The sequence below is a fragment of the Propioniciclava sp. LT432 genome, from assembly GCF_059515965.1.
The window spans coordinates 132616-156484 of sequence record NZ_JCAKNE010000002.1 but is presented as its reverse complement, the minus strand read 5'-3'; the positions used below and the strand labels follow the sequence as shown (position 1 = coordinate 156484).

General features: G+C 69.5%; 26 protein-coding genes and 1 tRNA gene. 12 read left to right on the top strand and 15 right to left on the bottom strand.

What is annotated here, in order from left to right; translation table 11 throughout:
- Positions 1-23: 23 nt before the first annotated feature.
- Positions 24-575 (bottom strand): SseB family protein, encoded by a 552-nt coding sequence (locus AC5YDV_RS01850; RefSeq protein WP_496181898.1) that lies wholly within the window; start codon positions 573-575, stop codon positions 24-26.
- Positions 576-644: 69 nt separating this feature from the next.
- Between AC5YDV_RS01850 and AC5YDV_RS01845 the strand changes: the two genes are divergently transcribed.
- The gene (locus tag AC5YDV_RS01845; protein WP_496181897.1) at positions 645-1151 is read left to right on the top strand and encodes a hypothetical protein; all 507 of its coding nucleotides are present in this window, start codon (positions 645-647) and stop codon (positions 1149-1151) included.
- Between the two features lie 25 nt (positions 1152-1176).
- Here AC5YDV_RS01845 and AC5YDV_RS01840 read toward each other — a convergent pair whose 3' ends face one another.
- Genes AC5YDV_RS01840 through AC5YDV_RS01830 form a run of 3 tightly spaced genes read right to left on the bottom strand, consistent with a single transcriptional unit; the run spans position 1177 to position 2758 of the window.
- Positions 1177-1617 carry a PH domain-containing protein gene (locus tag AC5YDV_RS01840; protein WP_496181896.1) on the bottom strand — a complete coding sequence of 147 codons (441 nt, stop codon included), beginning with the start codon at positions 1615-1617 and terminating at the stop codon, positions 1177-1179.
- 5 nt (positions 1618-1622) lie between these two features.
- Positions 1623-2468: an ATP phosphoribosyltransferase gene (gene hisG, locus AC5YDV_RS01835; RefSeq protein ID WP_496181921.1), complete on the bottom strand. Its 846-nt coding sequence runs from the start codon at positions 2466-2468 to the stop codon at positions 1623-1625.
- Between the two features lie 26 nt (positions 2469-2494).
- A complete protein-coding gene (locus tag AC5YDV_RS01830) occupies positions 2495-2758 on the bottom strand; it encodes a phosphoribosyl-ATP diphosphatase (RefSeq protein WP_496181895.1) in 264 nt (87 codons plus the stop codon).
- Positions 2759-2875: 117 nt separating this feature from the next.
- Here AC5YDV_RS01830 and AC5YDV_RS01825 point away from each other — a divergent pair, with 117 nt between their 5' ends.
- Positions 2876-3847, top strand: coding sequence for a CPBP family intramembrane glutamic endopeptidase (locus AC5YDV_RS01825; RefSeq protein ID WP_496181894.1), 972 nt, complete (start codon positions 2876-2878; stop codon positions 3845-3847).
- A gap of 100 nt (positions 3848-3947) precedes the next feature.
- Here AC5YDV_RS01825 and AC5YDV_RS01820 read toward each other — a convergent pair whose 3' ends face one another.
- On the bottom strand, positions 3948-4274 hold the full coding sequence (locus AC5YDV_RS01820) for a hypothetical protein (RefSeq protein ID WP_496181893.1): 327 nt from the start codon (positions 4272-4274) through the stop codon (positions 3948-3950).
- 122 nt (positions 4275-4396) lie between these two features.
- The gene (gene mshC / locus AC5YDV_RS01815; protein WP_496181892.1) at positions 4397-5656 is read right to left on the bottom strand and encodes a cysteine--1-D-myo-inosityl 2-amino-2-deoxy-alpha-D-glucopyranoside ligase; all 1260 of its coding nucleotides are present in this window, start codon (positions 5654-5656) and stop codon (positions 4397-4399) included.
- A gap of 82 nt (positions 5657-5738) precedes the next feature.
- Here mshC and AC5YDV_RS01810 point away from each other — a divergent pair, with 82 nt between their 5' ends.
- Complete coding sequence (locus tag AC5YDV_RS01810) at positions 5739-6581, top strand: undecaprenyl-diphosphate phosphatase (RefSeq protein WP_496181891.1); 843 nt, start codon at positions 5739-5741, stop codon at positions 6579-6581.
- Between the two features lie 23 nt (positions 6582-6604).
- Positions 6605-7570, top strand: coding sequence for an aldo/keto reductase (locus AC5YDV_RS01805; protein ID WP_496181890.1), 966 nt, complete (start codon positions 6605-6607; stop codon positions 7568-7570).
- On the opposite strand, the gene AC5YDV_RS01800 is transcribed toward AC5YDV_RS01805, so the two are convergent.
- Positions 7477-8700 (bottom strand): glycerate kinase, encoded by a 1224-nt coding sequence (locus tag AC5YDV_RS01800; protein WP_496181889.1) that lies wholly within the window; start codon positions 8698-8700, stop codon positions 7477-7479. The two genes, AC5YDV_RS01805 and AC5YDV_RS01800, sit on opposite strands and share 94 nt — an antisense overlap.
- 20 nt (positions 8701-8720) lie before the next feature.
- Entirely contained in the window at positions 8721-10124 is a 1404-nt protein-coding gene (locus AC5YDV_RS01795; RefSeq protein ID WP_496181888.1) for a GntP family permease, read from the bottom strand.
- Between the two features lie 132 nt (positions 10125-10256).
- Between AC5YDV_RS01795 and AC5YDV_RS01790 the strand changes: the two genes are divergently transcribed.
- From AC5YDV_RS01790 to AC5YDV_RS01775, 4 genes are all read left to right on the top strand, one after another.
- Complete coding sequence (locus tag AC5YDV_RS01790) at positions 10257-11399, top strand: CdaR family transcriptional regulator (RefSeq protein WP_496181887.1); 1143 nt, start codon at positions 10257-10259, stop codon at positions 11397-11399.
- An 89-nt stretch (positions 11400-11488) separates the two neighbouring features.
- Positions 11489-11574, top strand: a tRNA-Leu gene (locus tag AC5YDV_RS01785).
- Positions 11575-11759: 185 nt separating this feature from the next.
- Positions 11760-12224 carry a DoxX family protein gene (locus AC5YDV_RS01780; RefSeq protein WP_496181886.1) on the top strand — a complete coding sequence of 155 codons (465 nt, stop codon included), beginning with the start codon at positions 11760-11762 and terminating at the stop codon, positions 12222-12224.
- A 191-nt stretch (positions 12225-12415) separates the two neighbouring features.
- The gene (locus AC5YDV_RS01775) at positions 12416-13066 is read left to right on the top strand and encodes a hypothetical protein (RefSeq protein WP_496181885.1); all 651 of its coding nucleotides are present in this window, start codon (positions 12416-12418) and stop codon (positions 13064-13066) included.
- A 21-nt stretch (positions 13067-13087) separates the two neighbouring features.
- On the opposite strand, the gene AC5YDV_RS01770 is transcribed toward AC5YDV_RS01775, so the two are convergent.
- From AC5YDV_RS01770 to AC5YDV_RS01750, 5 genes are all read right to left on the bottom strand, one after another.
- Positions 13088-13411, bottom strand: a complete 324-nt coding sequence (locus AC5YDV_RS01770) for a 2Fe-2S iron-sulfur cluster-binding protein (RefSeq protein WP_496181884.1) — start codon at positions 13409-13411, stop codon at positions 13088-13090.
- A gap of 28 nt (positions 13412-13439) precedes the next feature.
- A complete protein-coding gene (locus AC5YDV_RS01765; protein WP_496181883.1) occupies positions 13440-14681 on the bottom strand; it encodes an NAD(P)/FAD-dependent oxidoreductase in 1242 nt (413 codons plus the stop codon).
- Complete coding sequence (locus tag AC5YDV_RS01760) at positions 14678-15934, bottom strand: cytochrome P450 (protein ID WP_496181882.1); 1257 nt, start codon at positions 15932-15934, stop codon at positions 14678-14680. The genes AC5YDV_RS01765 and AC5YDV_RS01760 overlap by 4 nt, the downstream gene beginning before the upstream one ends.
- 200 nt (positions 15935-16134) lie before the next feature.
- Complete coding sequence (locus AC5YDV_RS01755; protein WP_496181881.1) at positions 16135-16917, bottom strand: IclR family transcriptional regulator; 783 nt, start codon at positions 16915-16917, stop codon at positions 16135-16137.
- Positions 16918-16927: 10 nt separating this feature from the next.
- Positions 16928-17725: an SDR family NAD(P)-dependent oxidoreductase gene (locus tag AC5YDV_RS01750; RefSeq protein WP_496181880.1), complete on the bottom strand. Its 798-nt coding sequence runs from the start codon at positions 17723-17725 to the stop codon at positions 16928-16930.
- A gap of 197 nt (positions 17726-17922) precedes the next feature.
- Here AC5YDV_RS01750 and chcC2 point away from each other — a divergent pair, with 197 nt between their 5' ends.
- From chcC2 to AC5YDV_RS01730, 4 genes are read left to right on the top strand one after another with little or no spacing between them, the layout of a single operon-like run.
- Entirely contained in the window at positions 17923-19629 is a 1707-nt protein-coding gene (gene chcC2 / locus AC5YDV_RS01745) for a 4-oxocyclohex-2-ene-1-carboxylate 5-dehydrogenase (RefSeq protein ID WP_496181879.1), read from the top strand.
- A 39-nt stretch (positions 19630-19668) separates the two neighbouring features.
- On the top strand, positions 19669-20445 hold the full coding sequence (locus AC5YDV_RS01740; RefSeq protein ID WP_496181878.1) for an IclR family transcriptional regulator: 777 nt from the start codon (positions 19669-19671) through the stop codon (positions 20443-20445).
- A gap of 55 nt (positions 20446-20500) precedes the next feature.
- Positions 20501-20791 carry a Dabb family protein gene (locus tag AC5YDV_RS01735; RefSeq protein WP_496181877.1) on the top strand — a complete coding sequence of 97 codons (291 nt, stop codon included), beginning with the start codon at positions 20501-20503 and terminating at the stop codon, positions 20789-20791.
- A gap of 16 nt (positions 20792-20807) precedes the next feature.
- Positions 20808-22226 carry an MFS transporter gene (locus AC5YDV_RS01730; protein ID WP_496181876.1) on the top strand — a complete coding sequence of 473 codons (1419 nt, stop codon included), beginning with the start codon at positions 20808-20810 and terminating at the stop codon, positions 22224-22226.
- Positions 22227-22309: 83 nt separating this feature from the next.
- Here AC5YDV_RS01730 and AC5YDV_RS01725 read toward each other — a convergent pair whose 3' ends face one another.
- Together AC5YDV_RS01725 and AC5YDV_RS01720 are read right to left on the bottom strand one after the other, a co-directional pair.
- The gene (locus tag AC5YDV_RS01725) at positions 22310-22732 is read right to left on the bottom strand and encodes a YbhB/YbcL family Raf kinase inhibitor-like protein (RefSeq protein ID WP_496181875.1); all 423 of its coding nucleotides are present in this window, start codon (positions 22730-22732) and stop codon (positions 22310-22312) included.
- 99 nt (positions 22733-22831) lie between these two features.
- Positions 22832-23863, bottom strand: coding sequence for a zinc-dependent alcohol dehydrogenase family protein (locus tag AC5YDV_RS01720; RefSeq protein WP_496181874.1), 1032 nt, complete (start codon positions 23861-23863; stop codon positions 22832-22834).
- Between the last annotated feature and the right edge of the window lie 6 nt (positions 23864-23869).

Genomic DNA, 23869 nt, shown 5'->3' with positions numbered 1-23869 from the left:
GCTGCGTTCGTGCCGCCGCGCCCCTACGGGCCGTCGTGCGTGTGGCCGCTGTCGTGTCCCCTCGCGGCCTCGTCGCCCCGGTCGAGGAACATCCAACCGAAGCCCCCATCCGGCAACTCGACGAGGCGGTGCCCCTGGGCCAGCTCCTCGATCAGCGCGGCCTCGATGACCAGCGGGTGAGGGCCCGGCAGGTCGATCAGCACGGCGGTCGACTTCGTCTCGATGGCCGTGGCCGCCACGTCGTCGAGCGTGCAGGGCACCGGACGGGCGTCCGGCTTCCAGGCCTGCAGGGAGTCGATGCCCGTGAAGACCGGGACGGCCGTGGCCCCGGCGTCCGACCGGACGAGGACGGCCGCCATCTCGGCGTGACGATCAGGGTCCGGCCCCGACCCCGGCTCGCCCTCGTCGCCCGCGGCCACGATCGGGAGGAGCAACCGCGCGGTGCAGAGGGCCGCGATGGCGCGGTGGTAATGGGTGCCCCCGGTGTACGCCTCGGCCAGGATCGCCCGGAGTTCCGGGTCCGGGTGGCCGTGGTCGCCCGCGAAGGCGGCGTTGGGTTGTCCGAGGGTCCTCATGGGTCCCACCGTCCCACAACCGGGGCAAGCCCCCAAACCCTCCCGCCGCGGTGCCCGTACTCTGGTCGCATGGACCCCAACGTGCTCCACCTGGTCGTCGCAGGTGTACTGACCCTCGTCTTCGTCGTCATCACCGCGCTGATCTGGTCGCGCGCTCAGGTGAAGACGGTCTTCTGGTGGATCGGGCTCTCGCTCCTGCCGCTGGGGATCTACTTCCTGGGCCTCGGCCCCGCGGCCGAGGGAGCCTGGCACACCTTGGCGGCCTGGGGTGGCGCCCTGCGGTTCACTCCCCTGGTGTGGGTGGGCGCGGTCCTGACCGGCCTGTCCGCGCTGCTGGTGCTGGGCAGCCGCCTGATCCCATCGGAGTCCTTCAAGGATCGCCGCGCCGCCGCCAAGGCCGATCGCTCGAAGGGGAAGGTCGCCGGGAGTGGCCGTCCGGCCGTCACCGCCCGTCCGGCCTCGAGCGCCCCCGCCGCGACGCCGGCACCCCCCGCTGCACCGAAGGGTCAGGCTGCGGGCAGCGACGCCGAGTTCGACGAGATCGCGGAGCTCCTCCGCAAGCGCGGCATCAACTGAGCGCCGCTGTCCCGGGAGGACGTGGTCAGCCGGCGGCGGGCAGGTACTTCGCGGCGACCGCGCGCAGGTCGGCCACCTGCTGGTCGGCGCGCGGGCCGTCCGACCGCTGGATGCCCAACAGGGCCTTGTCGGAGTCGTCCGTGAACTCGACGAAGGCCCAGTGGTCGGCGGGACGGTAGCGGATCGACTCCACCTGCGACCACGGCACCTCATGGGTCTTGAGTCCGTTGCGGAACTTCATGCCCTGGGGTCCGGCCTTGACGTACCCCAGTGCGACCGCCCACACGATGCCCAGCATGAAGGCCACGAAGAAGGCCAGCGTGGCGACCTGGAACGCGGTGAACAGGGCGCGGATCTCGGCCGGCAGCATGAACCAGCCGAACAGCGCACCACCACCCAGCACGATCGTCCAGATGGACGCCTGACGACGCATCATGTGCGGGTGCGCCTCGAACTCCCACTCCACGGGAATCAGAGCCTGCAAGCGGCGATGTCGGTGACGAGGATGCCCTCGGCGCCGACGTTCCACAGCTCGTCCATGATCATCGGGGCGTCCTTGGCCGGGATCATCGCGCGCACCGCGAACCAGCCCTCACGGGCCAGGTGCGACACGGTCGGGCTGTCGATGCCGGGCGTCACGGCGGTCGCCCGCTCCAGGTTCACCGAGGAGACGTTGTAGTCGACCATCTTGTAGTTGCGGGCCGTCATGACCCCGGCTAGGCGGCGGAGCAGCAGGTCGAGGCCCGGGTGGCGGTCCACACCGTCCGGCTGGATCACGATGGCCTCGGAGATGAGGATCGGCTCGCCGAACATCTCCAGTCCGGCGCGCTTGAGCGTGGAGCCCGTCTCGACGACGTCGGCGACGGCGTCCGCCACGCCCAGCTTGACCGCGGACTCCACCGCACCATCGAGCTTGATCAGGCGGGACTTGAGGCCCCGCTCGGCCAGCCAGGCGCCCAGCAGGCCCGGGTAGGACGTCGCGATGCGCTTGCCGTCGAGGTCAGCGGGCGACCAGGCGCTGCCGCCGGGAGCCGCGAAACGGAACTTGGTGCCGCCGAAGCCGAGGGCGAGCACCTCGTTCGCCTCGGCGCCCGAGTCGAGCAGCATGTCCCGGCCGGTGACGCCCAGGTCGAGCGTGCGCTCCCCCACGTACACCGCGATGTCGCGCGGACGGAGGTAGTAGAACTCGACGCCATTGGCCTCGTCGAGCAGGACGAGGTCCTTGGAGTCGGAGCGCTGCTTGTAGCCCGCCTCGGTCAGCATGGCGTGGGTCGCCTCGGCCAGGGACCCCTTGTTGGGGACGGCGATGCGCAGCAGGGGACGGTCGTTCACGTCAGGGCCTCTCACAGGTAGCGGTAGACGTCGTCGAGGGTCAGGCCCTTAGCGATCATGAGCACCTGCACGTGGTACAGCAGCTGGCTGATCTCCTCGGCCGTCTCGGCGTCGGACTGGAACTCAGCGGCCATCCACGACTCGGCAGCCTCCTCGATGACCTTCTTGCCGATGAAGTGGACGCCGGCATCCAGCTCGCGCACGGTGCCCGACCCCTCGGGGCGGGTTGCCGCCTTCTCGGTCAGCTCGGCGAACAGCTCCTCGAACGTCTTCACAGAGAGGGACTCTACCCACGCGGCCCGTCGATGGTGACCGCCAACCAGCGGACGGAACGTGGGCCCGCCGGTGGTCCCGGGTCGGACTCGCAGGCGTGCGCGGGTTACCCTCGTGACGTGACACCCCCCACCTTGACCTCTCCGTTGACGCGCACGCGCGTCACCCACCTCCCCGGCGGTGACCACGCCTTGGCCCAAGCCGTCGTCGGCGCCGTCCTCTACGTGGCCGCCCAGGTGACGGCGGCCCTCCTCACGATGCCGCTGCTGATCGGCTCCCCCTCGGTCGACAGCGCCGTGTCCCGCTTGGTGGCCGACCCCGTGCCGTCCACCGTCTTCTTCTTCCTGTACGCCGCCCTGGCCACCGCCGCCTACTGGGCGATGACCCGGGCCATGGCACCGGGCGACCACGCGGTGATCTTCCGCCGGCCAGGGATCCTGCGGGAACTCGCCTGGGGAGCGATCATCGGCGCGGTGCTGATGACCCTCGGGGTCGCCATCGTCGCGTTCGCCGGCTCCTTCCACGTCATCGACGCCGGGTGGCACCTCGGGTTCATCTCCGGCATCGCCATGGGCCTGGGCGCGGCCTTCGGCGAGGAAGCCTTCTTCCGTGGCGTCGTGTTCCGCCTCCTGAACGCCCGGTTCGGGTCCTTGGTCGCCGTTCTGGTGACCGCCATCGTGTTCGGGATGACGCACTCGATGAACCCCGGCGCCGGCTGGACCGGGGGCTTGGCGATCACGCTCTCGGCGGGGCTGCTCTTGACCGCCTCCTACCTGCTCACCGACCGCCTGTGGATGCCCGTCGGCATCCACTTCGCCTGGAACGCCGTCCAGGCCGGCGTCTTCGGGATCACGGTCTCGGGCACGGAGACCGGCCGGGGGCTCCTGCAGAGCCAGCTCGTCGGACCCACATGGCTGACGGGCGGTCCCCTGGGCATCGAGGGCTCATGGCCTCTCATCGGCCTCGGTATGGCCGGTGGCGCGCTGCTCCTGGTGCTCTGCTTCCGTCACGGACGCTGGCGCACGCTCGCGAGGGCGCGCTCCGAGGTCTCCGAGGTCAAGCCGACTCGCGAGTCGTCCCACCACAGCTGACCCCACCAACCCGCACGCGCGCGTGCTCGATGGACTCGCCTGAACAGAACCGACGTACGGGCCCGACCGCCGAAGCGATCGGGCCAGTTCCTGCGTGTGGTCAGGCCGTGGCGGCCAGCGGTGCGGGCTTGCGCCAGTAGCGCGCCCACAGGGCCAGCAACCAGGCCACGATGGCCCACCGGACCACGTGGTGGATCAGCTCGAACGGCTCGAGGCCGGTCAGGCCGACGGCGATCGGCGCGGCCAACGCAGCGACGACGCCCACGAGGAAGACGATGTCGGCACGGCGGAACAGGCCGAGGAGGAGGGCCAGTCCCGCCACCGCGAACAGGATGGCGATGAGGATGTTCCTCGTCAGGACGGAGGCCACGAGGACGAGTTGGAGGAGGGCGAACAGCGTCCACAGGACGGCAGTCACGATGCGCATGCTTTTCCGCTTCTCGGTTGGGTGGGGTGGTCAGGGCCCAGGAGGGCCTCGCGGACGGGCCGGTGAGTGTGTCGGCCGCAGCCAGACTGCCGCACCAGGTGCGGCTCGTCAGGGCGTCCCGGTCACCGAGACCGCACCTGCACCCCGAGCAGCGCGTCCACCGCCGCCAGCACCTGGCTGACGGATTCGGTCTCGTCGGAGTCCGTGGACGCCGACGCCGCGACCCAGGTGTCGACGGCGGCCAGTGCCGACGGGGCGTCCAGGTCGTCGCGCAGCGCGTCCCGGATGGCCCGGATGGTCTCGTCAGCCGGGAACGCGGTCGGGTTGTTGACGACGGACCGCCAGGCGGCCAGCCGCTCCTGGGCACGCTTGAGGTCGGCGTCGGTGTACTCCCAGTCGCTGCGGTAGTGGTGGGCGAGCAGGACGAGGCGGATGGCCATCGGGTCGACCCCGGCGGCGCGCAGCTTGCTGACGAACACGAGGTTGCCCTTGGACTTGCTCATCTTCTCGCCCTGGTAGCCGACCATGCCCCCGTGCACGTATGCCTTCGCGAACCGCGCTCCCGTCGCGGCGCGACCCTCGGCGGCGCACATCTCGTGGTGCGGGAACGCCAGGTCGCTGCCGCCACCCTGCACGTCGAAGGTTTCACCGAGGTAGGCCAACGCGATCGCGGTGCACTCGATGTGCCAGCCCGGGCGTCCGTGACCCAGCTCGGAATCCCAGGCGGGCTCGCCCTCGCGCTCCATGCGCCAGACGAGGCAGTCGAGGGGGTCGCGCTTGCCGGGGCGGTCGGGATCCCCACCACGCGCGCCGAAGATCGCCGGCGCCGCCTCGCGGTCCACGCCCGAGACCCGTCCGAAGTGGGGCACCTGGGTGGAGGCGAAGTACCAGTCGGGGTGCTCGGGGTCGTCGAGCTGGTACACCAGCCCGGACTCGATCAGGCGGTGGATCAGGTCGAGCACCAGCGGGATCGACTCGACCGCCCCGATGTAGTGGGTGGGCGGGATGACGCGCAGGGCCTCCATGTCCTCCCGGAACAACTCGACCTGCTCGGCCGCCAGGTCCTCCCAGTCGACCCCCGTCGCCTCGGCGCGCTCCAGCAGCGGGTCATCCACGTCGGTGACGTTCTGGGTGTAGAGCACCTCCAGGCCGGCATCCATCCAAGTGCGCTTGAGCAGGTCGAAGGTGACGTACGTGTTGGCGTGCCCCAGGTGGGTGGCGTCGTACGGGGTGATGCCGCACACGTACAGGCGTGCCACCCCGCTCCCTGTTTCGAGGTCCGGGCCCACCTCGACCACCTCGCCGGTCGCCGTGTTGACCACCCGCGGAAGACGCCGGTCGGTGGCGAGGGTGGGGACGTCGGGGCGCTGCCAAGCCTTCATGGCCGCCAGCGTAGCGGCGGGCTACGCTGACCCCCGGCCCGGTCGCGTACGCGGACGGAGCGAACGAACGAAAGGTCTGAGCATGCTCGAGTGGTGGCAATCGGTGATCCTGGGCATCGTCGAGGGAGTGACGGAGTTCCTCCCGATCAGCTCGACCGGTCACCTCACCGTGGTCGAGAAGCTGATGGGCCTGCCGATCGACGCCCCCTCGGTCACCGCCTACACCGCCATCATCCAGATCGGCGCCATGGTCGCGTCGATCGTCTACTTCTGGCGCGACATCGTGCGGATCGCCACCGGCTGGTTCGCCGGAATCGCCGACAAGGACAAGCGCGGCCCCGACTTCCAGATGGGCTGGGCGATCATCGTGGGCTTCACGGTCACCGCCGCGATCGCGTTCCTGCTGAAGGACCTCATCGAGGGCCCGCTCCGCTCCCTGTGGTTCGTCGCCGGAGGCCTGATCCTGTGGAGCGTCGCCATGTTCCTCGGCGACCGGGTGGGCAAGCAGGAGCGCGGTGAGGACACCATCACCTGGAAGGACGGCGCCCTGCTGGGCCTCATCCAGTGCCTGTCGCTGGTGCCCGGCGTGAGCCGTTCGGGCGCGACGATCACCGGCGGGCTGTTCCTGGGCATCGACCGGGTCACGGCGACGCGCATGTCCTTCTTCCTGGGCATTCCCACGCTCGTGGCGGCGGGCGGCTACCAGGCCGTGTCCGCGGCGTCCGACATCGCGGCTCCGGGCGGGGTCGGTTGGGTCGCGACCTTCATCGGCATCGTCATCTCGTTCGTCGTCGCGTACGCCTCCATCGCATGGCTGCTCAAGTTCGTGGCCTCCAACGACTTCACCGCGTTCGTGGTCTACCGCGTCATCCTGGGCGTCATCATCGTGGGGCTGCTGGCCGCGAACGTGATCTCGCCCGTCTGAGCCGGATGGCTAGGGTGACCACCATGCAGCGGCGAAGTGTGGGCACCAGCGGACTGACCGTCGGACGCGCCGGGCTGGGGACGATGACCTGGGGGCGCGACACGCGGCTGGAGGACGCGCGGGCCCTGTTGCGCGCCTTCGTGGACGCCGGAGGCGACCTGATCGACAGTGCCCCGGCGTACTCGCGCGGTGAGGCCGAGAGCATGATCGGACACCTGCTGCGCACCGATGTGTCCCGCGACGACGTCGTGCTCGCCACCAAGGCTGGCTTCATGTTCCGGGACGGCGTCCGCGTCGTCGACACGTCGAGGCGCGTCCTGATGGACGACCTGCACGACTCGCTGCGCCGCCTGGGTACCGACCACATCGACGTGTGGCAGGTGCACGCATGGGGTTCGGCACCGCTGGAGGAGACCCTGGCGGCGCTGGACCACGCCGTCTCGACCGGCGTGGTCCGGTACGCCGGGGTGTCGAACTTCGTCGGGTGGCAGACCGCGGCGGCGGCCACGTGGCAGAAGGCGTTCCCCGGACGGGCACGCCTGGTCAGCAACCAGGTGGAGTACTCGCTGCTGGCCCGGCGCGCCGAGGTCGAGGTCCTGCCCGCCCTGCGCCACTTCGAGATGGGCTTCTTCCCGTGGTCACCCATGGGGCGTGGCGTTCTGACCGGCAAGTACCGGTTCGGCATCCCGCGCGAGTCACGGGGCGCGGCGCCCCACTTCCAGTGGTACGTCGAGCCGTACCTCGAGTCCCGATCCCGCGCCGTCGTCGAGGCCGTCGCCAAGGCGGCAGACGGTCTGGGCGTCACCCCGCTCCAGGTCGCCTGGCTGTGGGTCCGGGACGCCCCGGGCGTCACGGCGCCCCTGCTGGGTGCCCGGACGGCCGCCCAGCTCGCGCCCTACCTGGACGCCGAGTCGATGGAGTTGCCCGAGGAGATCGCCTCCGCACTCGACGACGTGTCGGGAGGCCCGAACGAGGCGCGCGTGGGCTGACCGACGACCGTCGCGAAGCGCATCAGCGAGTCCATGGTGAGCGCCAGGTCCTGACGGGCGCGCGCCCTCGCATGGGTGAAGTCCACCGCGAGGTTGTTGATGCTGAACACGGCAGTCACGCCCTCGTCGTAGACGGGTTCGAAGCCGTCGGCGATGTCGCCGACGACCGCGACCACCGGCACACCGAGGGGGCGCGCGCGGCGTCCGACCCCGACGACGACCTTGCCCGACAACGACTGGGAGTCGATCCTGCCCTCGCCGGTGAACACCAGGTCGGCACTCGCGAGGACGCCTTCGAAGTCCACGGCGTCCAGGACGACGTCGATGCCCTGGCGCAACTCGGCGCCGCAGAACGCCATCAGGCCGGCCGCCAGTCCACCGGCGGCTCCTGCACCCGGGATGTCCGCGACGTCGACGCCCAGGTCGCGGCGGATGAGCTCGGCGCCGCGGGCGAGTTGTCGGTCGAGTTCAAACACCAGTTCAGGTGGGGCACCTTTCTGGGGGGCGAAGACGTGGGCCGCCCCCCGCTCTCCGTGCAGGGGGTTGTCGATGTCGCACATGACGGTGATCCGACAGTCGCGGACGAGCGGGTCGAGGCTGGACGAGTCGATCCGCGCGATGTCGGCGATGGTGCCGCCGGTCGGGACGAAGGCTTCGCCCGAGGCGTCCAGGAAGCGGACGCCGAGGGCCGCGGCCGCCCCCACGCCGAGGTCGTTGGTGGCGCTCCCACCGGCCCCCACGATGAGGTGCCGAGCACCGGCATGGAGGGCGGCGAGGATCAGCTCGCCCACGCCGTGGGTCGTGGTGCGGTCCGGGGCGGGCCGGCCATCGACGAGCGGCAGGCCCGCCGCCGCGGCCATCTCGATGACGGCCGTCCCATCGGGCAGGCGGCCATAGAACGCCTCGACGTGCTCACCAGGGAACGGCCCAGTGACAGTGGCCGGCATCCGCTCGCCCCCGGTTGCCGCGAGGAAGGCGTCCACGCTGCCCTCGCCGCCGTCGGCGACCGGGAGTTGGACCACCTCGGCGTCCGGGAGGTGGCGAAGGATGGCATCGGCCATGATCGTGCAGATCTCAGCCGAGGACATCGTGCCCTTGAAGGAGTCGGGGATCAGGACGACCTTGCGCATGGGGCTCCGTTCCAGCCGCACTAGATGAGGAACAGGGACAGAATCCAGATGAAGGCGATGGAGACCACACCCATGATCAGGGTCACCATGGTCTGGGTCTTGTAGCCCTGGTCGGCGGTCATGCCGCCGAAGTTCGTCACGACCCAGAAGTAGGAATCGTTCGCGTGCGACACGGTCATGGCGCCCGCTGCGATCGCCATGACGGCGAGTGCGATCTGCACCGGGGTCTCCAGCCCCAACGCCGGGAGCATGGGCGCGACGATGCCGGCCGTGGTGACGAGCGCCACGGTCGAGGACCCCTGCGCGGTCTTCAGGATGGCCGACAGGAGGAAGGGGAAGAACAGCCCGACCGACGCCATCACGCTCGCGTTGTCGGTGATGAACGTCACGATGTCGGTGTTGGCGATCACCCTGCCGAGCACACCCCCGGCGGCGGTGATGAACAGGATGGGGCCGACGACCTTCAGCGTGGAGTCCGTGACGTCGTAGAACTGCTTCATACGGTCGGTCTGGGCGAGCAGGGCCACCGCGATGACGGTGCCAATGGCCAGCGCGATGATCGGGGTACCGACGAACTTGGCGAGGTCGGCGCCGAAACCGGTCCACTTGGCCATGGACGCGATGGAGCCGAGGGCCATGGCCAGAATCGGGACCACGATGGGGGCGAACGAGAGCCACGTGCTGGGCAGCTTGCCATAGGAGGCGCGAAGTTCCTCGTAGCTCCTCTCGACCTCTCCGTCGATCGCGGCGTTCAGGTCGACGTCCTCCGTGGACTGAATTCGGGACCCGATCCAGCGGGCGTAGAAGTAGGAGGCGATGAGGGCCGGGGGCGAGACGAGGGCACCCAGCCCGATGACCAGCAGGAGGTGGTCCCCCAGGCCCAAGGTGTTCGCTGCTGCGATCGGGCCCGGCGTCGGAGGGATGAAGACATGCGAGGTGTACAGGCCGGCTGACAGCGCGACGGTCATGGCGACCGACGACGTGCCGGTGCGCCGCGCGAGCGCGCGACGGATCGGGTTCAGGATGACGAAGCCCGAGTCGCAGAAGACCGGGATCGAGACGATCCAACCCATGAGCTGGATGGCCAGGATCGGGCGCTTCTTGCCGATCAGGTTCACGATGGCGTCCGCAAGCCGGAAGGCACCACCGGTGACCTCGAGGATCATGCCGATCAGGGCACCGAGGATGATCACGATGCCGATCGACGTGAACGTGCCCGAGAAGCCCTGCCCAATCACGGTGGCGATGCCGGAGATGGTCTTGTCCCCGCTCTTGACGTCGACCAGCGGGATACCGCCGATCAGGCCGAACACGAGTGCGACCGCCATGATCGACAGGAACGGGTGGATCTTCAGTTTCGAAATCATGAAGATCATGGCGACGATCGCCAGGACGAACACGAGGATCAAGGGAATGCCGGTCATCGGTTGGGCTCCTTCGCTCACGGACCTGGTGATTGACCCTAGGGGTGCTCGCACATCGCCGCCATGGGCCAGAACCCATGGGTTGACTCACCTCCTTGTGCTGCAGCACAGTGTTCGCCGAGGAGGTGGTCGATGGACATCTCAGCGGCCGGAGCCCACGACATCGTCACCGAGATCAGCTCACTGCTCGGCCAGAACGTGAACCTCATGGACGCTTCGGGCACGATCATCGCCAGCACGGACCCGGACCGGGTCGGTGGCTTCCACGGCGGCGCCGCCCTCCTCGTCGACCGCGGACTGGAGGAACTCGTGGTCGACCATGACGGACAATTCCCCGGAACACGGCAGGGACTCAACCTTCCGGTGACGGTGGACGGCGCCATCCAGGGCGTCGTCGGCGTGACGGGTCCATACGGGGAAGTCATCAAGTACGGGCACGTGGTGCGGAAGATGACCGAGATCCTGGTCCGGGAGAATCGCCAGAAGCAGGACCGCGACGTCCAGCGGCGCATCAGAGACCGGTTCCTGGCCGAGTGGGTCCTCGACGGGGCCCCCACGACCCAGTCGCTGCGGGAGCGCGGCGGGCGACTCGGCATCGACGTGGAGCGCAGCTACTGGGTCACCGTGAGCCAGGTCCTACCGGTCGTCGACAACCACAGCTCCGCGGAGGACCACCAGCCGCTCATCGACCGTGCCGCACGCATCGTGCGCACGGCGGTTGAATCTGTTCCGCACAGCGTCTTCGTACGCACCCCGAACCGGCTGATCGGGCTCCTGCCCAGCGACACCACCACCCCCGAGCAGGTCGAGGAGCGACTTCGTTCGACGGCCCGGGCCCTGATGGACGGGGTCGGGCTGCGCTTGGTCAGTGGCATCGGCGACGCCACGGACGCCGTCCACCACGCCTACCTGCAGGCCGACCGCGCCCTGCAGGCGGCGTCCCGTCGGGGCGAGTCTCTGCTGTGGTACTCCGCCGTTGGGCTCGACCTCATCCTCGACGAGGTCTCCCCCGACGTCCGTCGCGCCTTCCTCGATCGCGTCTTCGGGGCGGTTCCGTCCGACCAGGTTCCGCGCTATGCCCGCGATCTCACCGCCTACTACGAGCGGGACGGCTCGCTGCATCTGGCCGCCGCAGACCTGTTCGTCCACAAGAACACCTTGGGCGCCAGGCTCGACCGCCTGCAGTCCCTGACTCGCCTCAACCCACGCTCGCGCGCCGACGGCGTCCTCTTCCACGTGGCCCTCCACCTGCTCTCCCGCCTGCCCGGCACCTGACCTGCGCAACACGTGCGCACTCGTTTTGGAGAAGGCGGGTCGGACGCGCTATTGTTGCCGGGCTGTCGGGGAAACCCGGCCGACACCTTGCGCGGGTGGCGGAATTGGCAGACGCGCTAGCTTGAGGTGCTAGTGCCCGTATTAGGGCGTGGAGGTTCAAGTCCTCTCTCGCGCACAGAGCACGAAGCCGCTCTGACCAAGGATCCAGATCCTGGTCAGGGCGGCTTCGTCGTGTTGGCGTGTGCCTTGTTGACAACCCCGATTTTGATTGAATCATCAATCATGCTTAGGTTGTCCCATCAAGCAATGCGGAGGTTCCCCCGGGATCCCGCGTCACAGCACATCTCCGAGGAGCACAGCATGAACACCGTCCTGAACCCGCCCGCCATCGTCCGCGACATCGCCCGCCTGATCGCCCGCATCGTGCTCGGCACTGTGCTCATCGCGCATGGCGGCCAGAAGTTCTTCGAGTGGACGATCGCCGGCACCACTCAGGCCTTCGGCCAGATGGGTGTCCCCTTCCCCGCGCTGTCGGCGCCCGTCGCGGCCGTGATCGAGCTGGTCGGCGGCGTGCTGCTGCTCGTCGGCGCCTTCTCCGCCATCACCGGCCTCGTCGTCGCCCTGCACATGGGCGCTGCCGCCGTGCTGGCTCACATCCCCGCCGGGATCTTCATCGAGAGCGGCGGTTGGGAGCTGGTTGGTGTCATCGCCGCCGCCGCCCTGGCCGTCGGCGTCGCCGGTGCCGGTCGCATCTCGGTCGACGCCGCACTGTCCCGCAAGGCGTCCGCCGGTCGCGTCGAGGACCGCGTACTGCAGAACGCCTGACACGCATCGTCAACACGGCACCGTCCGGTTGGCACGTTCCAGCGATCCCCGCAACACCCTGGTTCAGGGGGTTGCGGGGATCGTGGTTCCTGAGGAGTTCCCGTCGGCGTGAGAGCCAGGGCCCGAGGTCGCGCATGACGCCGTTCTCGGCAGGAGGTCACCTTCGCGGCGTCGCTGGCAGGATGGTGCCCATGACGGCCGAACCTCCCAGCATCGATGCACCATGGGCTCCCTTGACGGTGGACGACCTGATCGCACTCTTCGGCGCATTGGACGCGCGCTGGTGGCTGTCGGGCGGTGTCGCCCTGGAGCACTGGCTCGGACGACCGATCCGGGAGCAGGCGAACATCGACATCAGCACCTTGCCGGGCGACCTCGCCACGGTCGTCGGAGCCCTGCCCGCCCACCTCCACTCCTGGGCCATGCTGGACGAGGGCCTGATCGCGTTCGAGGACGTCCCCGCCGATGCGGACCTGCAGGCCATCGGCGTCCATGACGTCGGGCGTGATGTGTGGGTCCTGCAGGTGCACGTCGAGGACGGAACCGCCGACCGCTGGCTGTACCGCCGCGACCCGCGGTTGGGCGTCCCGTGGGACGAGGCCGTGCTGGACGTGCGGGGCGTCCCGACCGGCGCGCCGGGCATCCAGTTGCTGTGGAAGGCCCTCCGCCCCCGGCCCCAGGACGAGGTGGACCGCGAAGCCGTCCTGCCGGCCCTCTCGGAGGAGGAACGCGCGCGCCTGGAGCGCGACATCCTGTCCATCCACCCGCACTCGACGTGGGCGATCCACGCCCGCAGTCCCTTCGCGCCGGCCAAGGCCAGTTGGAACCGCAAGAGGCGTTGACCGCCCACGACGGTGGTCAGGTCATTCCTCGGGAGCCAACTCGACGTCAAGGTCCTCGTAGGAGGCGTCGAACTTGACCTGGCAGGAAAGGCGCGACTGCGACGGACGGTAGCCCTCGGCCTCCTCGACGAGTTCTTGCTCGTCCTCGCTGCGCTCCCCCAGCTCGGCGACGAGCGATTCAGGCAGGAAGACGTGGCAGGTGGCGCAGGAGGCCGTGCCGCCGCACGACGCGAGGACCGGCAGCTCGCCGTTGTCCCGCAGGGCCTCCATGAGGACCTGGTCGTCATCCCACTCGACCCGGTGCAGGACGCCCTCACGGTCGGTGGCGTTGATGGTGATGCTCATGCGTTCTTCTCCTTGACGATGGTGGGGGTCAGGCGGCCGAGATGTTCGGCACCAGGACGGTGTCGGCCAGGGGGACGGACTGGTCGGCTGCCAGCCCGGGATCGATCAGCGCGCGCTCGGCGACGAGCTTCTTGCCGGCCCGGAAGTCCTTCAGCCCGCCGATCGTGTCCATCGCGGCCAGGCGGCCGTCGCGCAGGTAGAGGACGCTGAACGTGCCCGACTCCGGGGTCCCACGGACCACGACCCGGTCGTCGGGTTGGCGGACGCCGGCCGTCTGGAGACGGACGCCGTGCTGGATCGTCCAGAACCAGGGGACCTCGCGCGCCGCGGGCTCGTTGCCCGTGATCCGGGCAGCGACTCGATCGGCCTGCTCGAGGGCGTTGGAGATGCACTCCAGGCGCTGGCTGGCACCATCGAACAGGGCCGGGAACCGCGTGACGTCGCCGGCGGCGTAGACGTGCGGGGACGAGGTGCGCCCATCGCCGTCGACCACGATGCCGTCGTCGCAGATGATGCCGGCGTCCTGCGCCAGCCTCTGGTTGGGCCGGACGCCGACGCCCTCGACGACGAGGTCCGCCGGGTAGGCGACACCGTTTGCCGTGTGGACTTGTTCGACCCGCCCGTCGCCGGTGACGCCGGTAACGGCGGTGCCGAACGCGAAGCGGACGCCGTGGGACTCGTGGAGCTGCTGGTAGAAGAGCGACACCGGCTCGCTGGTGACGCGGCTCATCACGCGTTCGGCGAACTCCAGGACCGTGACGTCACAGCCTGCGGCTGCGGCCGCCGCAGCCACCTCCAGGCCGATGTAGCCCGCCCCGATGACGACCACACGCGCGCCGGGAACGAGGTTCGCCTTGATGGCTTGGGCGTCCTCGACGGTCTTGAGGCGGTGGTGGCCGGGGAGGCGGCCGCCCGGCGCGGGGAGGTCGCGGGTGATGGACCCGGTGGCGATCACCAGGTCGTCCCAGGCCAAGCAACTGCCATTGCCGAGGCTGGCGGTGCGGGCGTCGACGTCGATTCCCGTCAGGGAGACGCCGGACAGGCGCTCGATGCCCTTGCCCTCGAGGAAGGCCGGCTTGCGGAGCAGGGTCGGCTCGTCCGAGCCGCCGACCTTGAGCATGTCCTTGGACAGGTGGGGGCGCTCGTAGGGGTCGCGACCCTCGGCGTCCGCCACGACGATGCGGCCGGTGTGACCCTTGGCGCGCAGCGCGACGGCGGTGGCGATGCCGGCGTGGCCGGCGCCTGCGATGAGGACGGTGTCCGTGGTCACGACAGGGCCTCCATCTTCACGAACAGGGTCTCCGGGCCGGAGTTGGTCAGGTTGTTCCCGCGCACCCAGGTGATCGGGCGCTCGGGGTCGAGCTCGAGGGACGCCAGCTTCTTCACGGCGACCTCGACGCCGGCGATGGTCTCCATGCGGGCCAGCGGGGCGCCGGCGCACATGTGGACGCCCGCGCCGAATCCGGTGTGGCCATCGGGGTCGCGGTCCATGTCGAAGGTGTCGGCGTCCGGCCACTGGGCGAAGTCGCGGCCCGCAGCGGCGGTCATCAGGCGGACGACGGCACCCTTGGGCAGCACGACGCCGGACATCTCGACCTCCTGGGTGGTGATCCGCGACGCTCGCTGCACGGTGCCGCGGAAGCGAACCGTCTCCTCCACGAAGCGCGCCACCTCGTCGGGGTTGTTGCGGAGCCGCTCGATGAGCTCGGGGTGCTGGGCCAGCATCATGAAGGCATTCGCGATGAGGATGGTCGTGGTGTCGTGGCCGGCCACGAACACGAAGGCGCACAGCTCACCAGCCTCGGAGTCGGACAGGTCGCCGGCCTTCCAACGCTTGGCGATCTCACCACCGATGGAGTCGTTGCCCTCGGCGTACAGCACCTCCATGCGGTCGCGCAGGTACTGGAAGAACTTCATCGAGCTCTCCTCGTCCGTGCCCGTACCGGGAGCCTTGCGGGCCAGGCGGCCGAAGTAGGAGAAGGCCTCGTCCGACCAGAACTTCATCAGGCCCTGGTCCTCGGCCGGCACGTCCAGCAGCGCGCTGATGGTCGTCATGCTGAGCGGGATCGCGAACTCGTCGACGATGTCGCCGCCACCCTTCGCGATCAGCTTGTCGAGCAGGATCTCGGCACGCTGGTAGATGCCCTCCTGGAAGCGCGCGATCGCCTTGGGGGTGAAGGACGGAGCGATGACCGTGCGGATCTTGGTGTGGTACGGAGCGTCGAGCAGCGTCACGAAGGTCAGCGGCGGCGGCGTGACGACCTGGGACGAGAAGACCTTGGGCGTGCGCAGGGCCTTCCGCACATCGGCGTAGCGGCTGATCATGTACACGTCACCGGTGGGGGTCGCGCAACGCAGGATCGGGTGCTCGTCGACCATGAAGCGGTAGTGCGCGTACGGGTCGCCCTGGCTGCCGTCGTCGACGACCTTGAAGGGCTCCAAGCCGTCGGGCCACTCCAGCTCGTGGCTGTAGGGGAGCCATTCGGCGGGGATCGCGGCGGTCTCGATGGTGTCGGTGGACATGCTGGTGCCTTCCAAGAGGGGTCACGTGATACCGCCCCGGGGGCGGTGAGGTAGGAGGTTCGAAGGGCGTCACCAGGCTTCGGTGCCTGACCTGCTTCGTTGTGGGGACCTGGCCCCGCTGCATCTCCAGAGTGCGACGAGGCCGCCACCCGGCGCAGCACGACTTCCGCTCTTCGGAAGAACTCGTGTGATCGGCCTCGTCAGAGCATCGGACGCCGCGCCTCGGGATGGTGTGCCAACTCACGGCTGATGCCGCTCGCCGCGGTGCGGAGGGCGGGGATCAGCGCCTGCGCGTAGGCGTGTGCGTGGGCGTGCGTGCCCTCCAGGGGGACGATCGCGTTGAGGGCGGCGGCGATGGTGCGGTCGCCCCAGAACACCGGCACGGCGACGCCCATCCATCCGGTCCGTCCGATGGAGGGCGGCGCGACGTAGCCGACCCGCCTGATCTCGGCGAGGGTTCGCCGGATCACCTTGGGGTCGGTCTCCGTGCTGTGCGTCTCCTTCTTGAGGGATCGCGAGAGGATCTCCTCCTGGACCTCCGGGTCGGAGAAGGCCAGCAGCACCAGACCGGACGACGAAGCGTGGATCGGCATCCGCTCCGCGATCCGGGCGGCCTCGAGCTTCGAGTGGGGCGAGGACAGGCGCTCGATGTAGAGCACCGACTCGCGGTCGAGGATCGCGAGTGTGGTGTGCTCACCGACCCCCTCCAGGACGTCCCGCATGAAGGGGGTGGCGATCTCTCCCAGGGTGGCGGCGTGCGACCCTCGGGACGCGAGTTCCCACAACTGGATGCCCAAGCGCAGGTTGCCGTGCGAGTCGCGGTCGATGAGGCCATGGCGCTCCAGTTCGGCGACCAGCCGGTGGGTGGTGGTCAGGGGGAGCCCCGTCCGGCTCGACAGCGCCGTCAGGGAGAGGCGGGAGCGCCCGTGGTCGAACGCGGACAGGATCCGGGCGACCCGCGAGATCACCGAATCGCGGGACATGCCCGAGACCCTAGTCGCTGAAACCGGGACGGGGCACGAAGGACATCAGGCCGGTGCCGAAGCCGCCGTCGACGACGATCTCCTGACCGGTGACGTACGAGGAGCGGTCCGACAGCAGGAACAGCGTGACGTCCGCCATGTCGCCCGGCGTGGCGATGCGGCGCAGGGGCACTGCGTTCTCGCGGGCCTCGAGGACGCCGGGCGCCTGGTAGAAGGGCTCGCTCATCGGCGTGCGCACCAGGCCCGGGCTGACGACGTTGGAGCGAACCCCGTCCGGGCCCCACTCGAACGCGAGTTGGCGGCTCAGCATGGTCAGTCCCGCCTTCGACGGGCTGTAGGCGCCGCTGAAGGGTTGCGGGTTCGACCCGGCGATGGACGAGATGTGGACGACGGCTCCGCCCGCGTCCATGTGTCGGCGCGCGGACTGCGAGGTCAGGAAGCAGCCGGTGAGGTCGATCTTGAGGGTCAGCTCCCAGTCGGACGCCGACAGCTCGCTCAGCGCCCCCGCACGCAGCAGACCCGCCGCGTTGACCAGACCGTGGATGCTGCCGTGGTGCTCGGCGATCGCATCGAAGGCTGCCCGGACCCCCTCCTCGTCGGTCACGTCGACCCCGAAGGCCGACGACTCGATGGCGGTGCTCGCCCTCACCTCGTCGGCCACGGCCTGCGCCGCGTCACGGTTCAGGTCCAGCACGATCGGCACCGCCCCCGCCTCCGCGAGGTCGAGCGCCACCTGCCTGCCGATTCCGCTGCCACCGCCGGTGACCGCCACCACCTTGCCGTCAAGGCCGAGCCATTGGTTCCTCATCGCCACTCCTTCGTCGCGGGTACGGGAGACAAACCAAGCGTCCGAACCCAGCCAACGGGAACCGCTCTTCCCGTTGATCGGGGAGCCAACATCCCATTGGGCGGTACTATCCCGTTCATCGGGAATCGGTATTCCCGTCCAATGGTGGATTGCCGACTCTGGTGCAATCGCACACCGACGAAGGAGTCGCATCCATCATGTCCCAGACCATCAACACCGACGTCCTGGTCATAGGCTCCGGCGCAGCCGGCGTGGCCACCGCACTCAAGGCCGCCAGTCAGGGCCATTCGGTCCTGATCATCGAGAAGGACAAGTACCTGGGCGGCACGTCCGCCATCTGCGGCGGCTGGGGCTGGGTCCCCGGCAACAAGGGCGGCACGGATGACACCCGCGCCGAGGCCCAGGCGTACATCAAGGCGCTCGCGCTGGACGGCTACAACGAGGACATGGTCGACGTGTTCCTCGACGCCGTGCCCGACGCCATGCAGTTCTTCGAGGACGAGGGCGTCCAGATGGTGTACGGCGCCATGTCGCCCGACTACCAGATGGACGCGCCGGGCGCCAAGGAGAAGGGCCGCGCGGTCACCTTCAAGCGCGCGGACGCCCGCATCCTCGGCGAGGACCGCCTCCGCGTCCAGCCCTACCTGATGCCCTACACGGTCTACGGCTACATGCCCGAGATCGGCCCCGACATCGCCAAGATGCTCAAGGCCAACCAGAGCCTCGGCAACTTCCTCTACGCCACCAAGAACGTCCTGACCACGTGGGCCCAGACGGCGCTGTTCAAGCGCGCCTACACCCGCACCAACGGCAACGCGCTGATGACCTGGATGTTCGCCGCTGCGCGCAAGGCGGGGATCCGCATGTGGACCAACACCGAGGCGCTCTCCCTGATCACCAACGACGAGGGCGTGGTGACCGGCGCGCGGATCGCGGGCGAGCACACCGGCGTCGTCGAGGCCCGTCTGGGCGTCGTCCTCGCGTCCGGCGGCTTTTCGAACAACCCCGAGCTCCGCAAGCAGTTCTTCGCCCACGACCCCCACGGCGACGACCACTTCACCCCGACCATCGGCCATGACGGCGACGCCTACAAGATGGCCCAGCAACTGGGCGGCTACATCGACGACTCCGTCCACCAGCCGGCCTCGTGGGGCCCCGTCACCACGTTCGAGACCCTGGTCAAGAAGAAGCCGGCCATCTTCCCGCACCTGCGCGCGTTCGGCCTGCCGGGCCTGATCGCGGTCGACCGCGACGGCGTCCGGTTCGCCAACGAGTCGCTGTCTTACCACGACTACGGCGTGGAGATGATCAACAACGACGCCAACCGCGAGAAGACGTTCGGCTGGATCATCGCCGACGCCAAGGCCATGCACAAGTACGGCATCGGCTACGCCAAGCCGTGGCCCTTCCCGAAGCAGATCTTCGAGGCCGAGAAGTTCCTCATCGAGGCTCCGACGGTCGAGGAGCTCGCCCAGACGATCGGCGTCCCCGCTGCGAACCTTCGCAAGACCATCGACGAGTTCAACGTGCACGCCGCCAAGGGCGAGGACCCCAAGTTCCAGCGTGGCTCCCTGAAGTACCACAACTTCAAGGGCGACATGGACCACAAGCCCAACCCCAACCTCGAGCCGCTCGACCAGGGGCCGTACTTCGCCGTCAAGATCCAGATGGGCGACCTGGGCACCTACGCCGGTCTGAAGGTCAACGACCGCAGCGAGGTCCTCACCCGTGACGGCAAGGCCATCCCCGGCCTGTACGCGGTGGGCACCGCCGCGGTGAGCGTGTTCGGCGGTGGCTACCCGGGCTACGGCGCCAACATCGGCCCCGCCATGGTCTTCGGCTACCTCACCGGACGCGACATCGGCGTGCACGCGGCTGAGCGTGCCGGGACGCCGGTGGCCTGACCCGGCGACAGCGACACACAGGGAAGGAGGTGGTGGACGGTGGCGAACTCGCCCACCGGTGACTCGATGGTCGAACGCATCGCGCGCGTCTTGGAGGCCTTCGACGGGGACAACCTCTCGATGAGCGTGGCCGAGCTCGGCCGGCGTGCGAACCTGCCGTCCACCACCATCCACCGACTCGTCGACGAACTGTCCCTCACCGGGCTTCTCGACCGACACGGTCGCGAAGTTCGGTTGGGGCTCCGCCTCTGGGAGCTCACCGAGCGGAGTTCGCTGGTCTTCGTCCTGCGCGAGTCCGCCCGGCTGCCCCTGGAGCGCCTTCGCAACCGACTCCAGCACCACGTGTTCCTCGCCGTCCTCGACCGGCACGACGTCCTCTACATCGACCGCATGGACACGGCCAAGCCGACCGTGAACATCACCAAGGTCGCCGCCCGCCTGCCGGCACACGCCGCGTCAGCCGGACACGTGCTGATGGCGCACGCCCTCCCCGAGGTGCAGGAGGCGTTCCTCTCGTCCCGACTCACCCGGCACGCCGCCGGCACGGTCACCGATCCCAAGGCCATGCGCCGGCTCCTGGCCCAGGTACGCCAGCAGGGGTATGCCGTCTCCGTCAGTGGGATCGTGGAGCCGTCCAGCGGTGTGGCCGTCCCGGTCGAGAACCCCCGTGGAGACGTCATCGCCGCCGTCGGCGTCGTCACCCCCGTCGGGGAGGAGGACCTCCCCACCGCTGTCCCGGCCCTCAAGGCCGCGGCCGCGGAGGTGGCGCGAGCACTGGCGAGTCCCACCTCGCCCTACCGCGGACGTCTCTCCTGACGGTCCCGCTCCACCCGCCCTGTGCGGTCCGCAACACGTTCGAAGGAGAACATCCATGATCCGCCACGTCGTCCTGTTCAAGTGGGCGCCCACGTTCACCCCAGAGATCAAGCAGCAGTGGATTGAAGGCCTCGACAAGCTCGAGGGCAACATCCCCGGACTGGTCAAGCTCACGCACGGCCCCGACGTCGTGAAGGCCGACCGGTCCTGGGACCACGCGATCGTCGCCGACTTCGCCAAGCTCGAGGACATCGGTGTCTACGACACCCATCCCCTCCACGAAGCCATCAAGCCCTTCTCGCTCCCCAACGTCGACGTCATCGCGGCCGTCGACTTCGAGCTCTGACCCGAAAGGACGCCCCATGCGTCGTGACCACACCACCGACCCGTTCCGCGAGGACATCGACCAGATGCTCACCGACGCGGAGACCCCCGTCGAGGGCCACAAGAAGACGCCGGGCAAGGCAGCCCTGGCCTCCTTCCTCGGCTCCACGCTGGAGTACTACGACTTCTTCATCTTCGGCACCGCCGCCGCGCTGGTGTTCCCCCAGCTGTTCTTCCCCAGCGGCGACCCGACGATCGCTTCCGTCGCCTCGTTCATGGCCTTCGGGGCGGCCTACATCGCCCGCCCCCTCGGTGGTCTCGTCATGGGGCACTTCGGCGACCGCATCGGCCGCAAAAAGGTGCTGCTCATCACGCTCGCGATCATGGGCATCGCCTCCACCCTGATCGGCCTGCTTCCCACCTACGAGGCGATCGGCATCTGGGCCCCCGTCCTGCTGGTGACCCTCCGACTGGCCCAGGGCTTCACCGCCGGTGCCGAGGCAGCCGGCGCGGCCACGCTCACGGTGGAACACTCCCCCGAGGGACGCCGCGGCCTGTTCACCTCATCGGTGATGACCGGCTACGCCTCCGGCAACGTCCTGGCCTCACTGGTCTTCATCCCCGTCTCACTGCTGCCCACCGACCAGATGCTGTCCTGGGGATGGCGCATCCCGTTCCTGCTGTCGGTCGTCGTCCTGGCCATCGCGTACTTCGTCCGCACCCACTTGGACGAGACCCCGGTGTTCGAGGAGGCCAAGGAGGACGCCACCGTCGAACGACTCCCGGCCGCCTCGGTGCTCCGCCACCAGTGGAAGGACGTCGTGCGCGTCACCATCTCGATGATGTTCTCGCTCATGCAGACGCTGTTCAGCGTCTTTGCGCTGCGCTACGGCGTCGAGCAGGGCATCCCCCGCGAGACGATGCTCATGATCGCTGTCGTGGCCGTCGGTGCGTCCATGTTCACCATCCCGATGGCGGGAGCCCTCTCCGACCGGATCGGCCGCAAGAAGACCATCTTCATGGCCCACATCGGCGTCGTGGTCACCCTGTTCTTCTACTTCTGGACGCTCTCGACCGGGAACGTCGCGCTGGCCTTCCTCGGAGCCTTCCTCAACATGAGCGTGTTCTACTCGTTCTGGAACGGCGTCTGGCCCGTCTACTTCGCCGAGATGTTCGCCGCCCCCGTCCGCTACACCGGGTCGGCCATGGGCAACCAGCTCGGCCTGCTCGTGGCGGGCTTCGCCCCGGCCATCGCCGCCGGCCTCCTCGGAGAGGGCACCTGGGGCTGGATCCCCGTCGCCCTGTTCGCCACCGGCATCACCGTCCTTGCGTTCATCGCCGTCGTCACCTCGCGGGAGACGGCGCACGTCAAGGTCGAGGAGCTCGGCATGGACTACGACACCGGACGCCCCGTCGTCGACGTCGTGCGCGAGCGGGCAGTCGGCGCCCGAGCCTGACCCGGCAACGCCGTGACCGCCCCGCTCTCAGCGGGGCGGTCACGGCGTTCGAAGTCCCGGCGTCAGGCGCGGCGCGGCGCCGATCAGCGCGCGCGGACCAGCCCCGTCAGGGAGCCCCGGGCCACGGTGTGGGCGTCGATCGCGTCGAGCGCGTCCTGGCTGGACGCTGCCTCCACGGGCGCGTCCAGGGCGAACACCGCGAAGACGTACCGATGCGTCCCGCTCGGCGGACACGGGGGGTACCACCCGGTTGTCCGACCGCTGTTGACCCACTCCTGCGCGCCCTCGGTGGCTGCACCCGCCGGGAAGGCACCGTCCGCGGCGGGCAGCCCGGTGACAAGCCAGTGCAGGAACGTGCCGCGCGGGGCGTCCGGATCGGACACCACCACCGCGACCGTGGTCGCGTCGGCCCGGACCCCCGACCAGGCGAACGCGGGCGATGCTCCCGCACCGTGGCACGTGAACTGGTCGGGGATGGTTCCCCCCTCGTCGAAGTCAGGGCTCATGACCGCGATCGTTTGAGGCAGGGCCGGCTGTGGGACGTCCATGGCGCTCCTTCGGGCAGGACACCAGTATCGTCCGCCCGAGTGGCCGCGGCACAGCGTTCAGCCGATCCGCAGCACCCCCGCGCCCTCGACGTCGCCCCGGGCCAGGTAGGCCAGCGCCCGGGGGGCCTCCTCGAACGCGTACTCGGTGGTCTCGGCCCGCACGCCCAGTCGCGCGGCGAGCGTGAGGAACTCCTCCCCGTCGCGGCGCGTGTTGGATTCGACCGACGTGAGCGTCTTCTCGTGGAAGACGTGCCGGCCGTACTCCAGCCCCGGGATGGCGGACAGGTGGATGCCGGCGACGGCCAAGGTGCCGCCGGGGGCGAGGGCCTCCAGCGCCCGGGGCACGATCTCCCCCGCAGGCGCGAAGATGATCGCCGAGTCCAGGGGCACCGGAGGCAGGTCGAGCGCCCCGCCCGCCGAAGCCGCACCGAGCCGCAGCGCGAGGGCGCGGGCCGCCTCACCCCGCGTCAGGACGTGCACCTCCAGCCCCTGTGCTCGTGCGAGCTGCGCGGTGAGGTGGGCGGAGCCGCCGAAGCCGTACAGCCCGAGCCTGCCACCCGGGGGCACGCTGGCCCGGCGCAGGGCCCGGTAGCCGATGATGCCCGCGCACAGCAGGGGCGCCGCCGTGACGTCGTCGAACTCCTCCGGCACGCGGTACGCGTAGGCCTCATCGACGAGGGCGTACTCGGCGTAGCCGCCGTCGGCGTCCCAGCCCGTGTAGCGCGAGGAGGCACACAGGTTCTCCCGGCCGGACCGGCAGGGCCGGCACGCGCCGCAGGTGCCGCGAAGCCATGCGATCCCCACGCGGCCCCCCGGTACGAAGCGGGGCTGCGCCCCCGGCGTCCGGACGCCACCGTGCGCGACCACCTCCCCCACCACCTCGTGCCCGGGCACGACGTGGCGGCGCCGCATCGGCAGGTCGCCTTCGCTCACATGCAGGTCGGTGCGGCACACCCCGCAGGTCCGCACCCGGACCAGGACCTCGCCCGGGCCCGCCGCCGGGGTCGGCACCGTCACGTGCTCAAGCGGGTTGGACGCCAAGGGCCCGGGCTCGCGCACCCGCCAGGCGCTCATGGTGTCGGGGATCATCGTCGG

Excerpts from the sequence above, each read along its gene's own strand:
- AC5YDV_RS01845 (WP_496181897.1), top strand. The coding sequence starts at position 645 with ATGGACCCCAACGTGCTCCACCTGGTCGTCGCAGGTGTACTGACCCTC.
- AC5YDV_RS01805 (WP_496181890.1), top strand. The coding sequence starts at position 6,605 with ATGCAGCGGCGAAGTGTGGGCACCAGCGGACTGACCGTCGGACGCGCC.
- AC5YDV_RS01790 (WP_496181887.1), top strand. The coding sequence starts at position 10,257 with ATGGACATCTCAGCGGCCGGAGCCCACGACATCGTCACCGAGATCAGC.
- AC5YDV_RS01730 (WP_496181876.1), top strand. The coding sequence starts at position 20,808 with ATGCGTCGTGACCACACCACCGACCCGTTCCGCGAGGACATCGACCAG.
- AC5YDV_RS01775 (WP_496181885.1), top strand. The coding sequence starts at position 12,416 with ATGACGGCCGAACCTCCCAGCATCGATGCACCATGGGCTCCCTTGACG.
- AC5YDV_RS01725 (WP_496181875.1), bottom strand. The coding sequence starts at position 22,732 with ATGAGCCCTGACTTCGACGAGGGGGGAACCATCCCCGACCAGTTCACG.
- AC5YDV_RS01720 (WP_496181874.1), bottom strand. The coding sequence starts at position 23,863 with ATGATCCCCGACACCATGAGCGCCTGGCGGGTGCGCGAGCCCGGGCCC.
- AC5YDV_RS01750 (WP_496181880.1), bottom strand. The coding sequence starts at position 17,725 with ATGAGGAACCAATGGCTCGGCCTTGACGGCAAGGTGGTGGCGGTCACC.
- chcC2 (WP_496181879.1), top strand. The coding sequence starts at position 17,923 with ATGTCCCAGACCATCAACACCGACGTCCTGGTCATAGGCTCCGGCGCA.
- AC5YDV_RS01810 (WP_496181891.1), top strand. The coding sequence starts at position 5,739 with ATGCTCGAGTGGTGGCAATCGGTGATCCTGGGCATCGTCGAGGGAGTG.
- AC5YDV_RS01770 (WP_496181884.1), bottom strand. The coding sequence starts at position 13,411 with ATGAGCATCACCATCAACGCCACCGACCGTGAGGGCGTCCTGCACCGG.
- AC5YDV_RS01800 (WP_496181889.1), bottom strand. The coding sequence starts at position 8,700 with ATGCGCAAGGTCGTCCTGATCCCCGACTCCTTCAAGGGCACGATGTCC.
- AC5YDV_RS01850 (WP_496181898.1), bottom strand. The coding sequence starts at position 575 with ATGAGGACCCTCGGACAACCCAACGCCGCCTTCGCGGGCGACCACGGC.
- AC5YDV_RS01795 (WP_496181888.1), bottom strand. The coding sequence starts at position 10,124 with ATGACCGGCATTCCCTTGATCCTCGTGTTCGTCCTGGCGATCGTCGCC.
- AC5YDV_RS01780 (WP_496181886.1), top strand. The coding sequence starts at position 11,760 with ATGAACACCGTCCTGAACCCGCCCGCCATCGTCCGCGACATCGCCCGC.
- AC5YDV_RS01760 (WP_496181882.1), bottom strand. The coding sequence starts at position 15,934 with ATGTCCACCGACACCATCGAGACCGCCGCGATCCCCGCCGAATGGCTC.
- mshC (WP_496181892.1), bottom strand. The coding sequence starts at position 5,656 with ATGAAGGCTTGGCAGCGCCCCGACGTCCCCACCCTCGCCACCGACCGG.
- AC5YDV_RS01735 (WP_496181877.1), top strand. The coding sequence starts at position 20,501 with ATGATCCGCCACGTCGTCCTGTTCAAGTGGGCGCCCACGTTCACCCCA.
- AC5YDV_RS01820 (WP_496181893.1), bottom strand. The coding sequence starts at position 4,274 with ATGCGCATCGTGACTGCCGTCCTGTGGACGCTGTTCGCCCTCCTCCAA.
- AC5YDV_RS01755 (WP_496181881.1), bottom strand. The coding sequence starts at position 16,917 with ATGTCCCGCGATTCGGTGATCTCGCGGGTCGCCCGGATCCTGTCCGCG.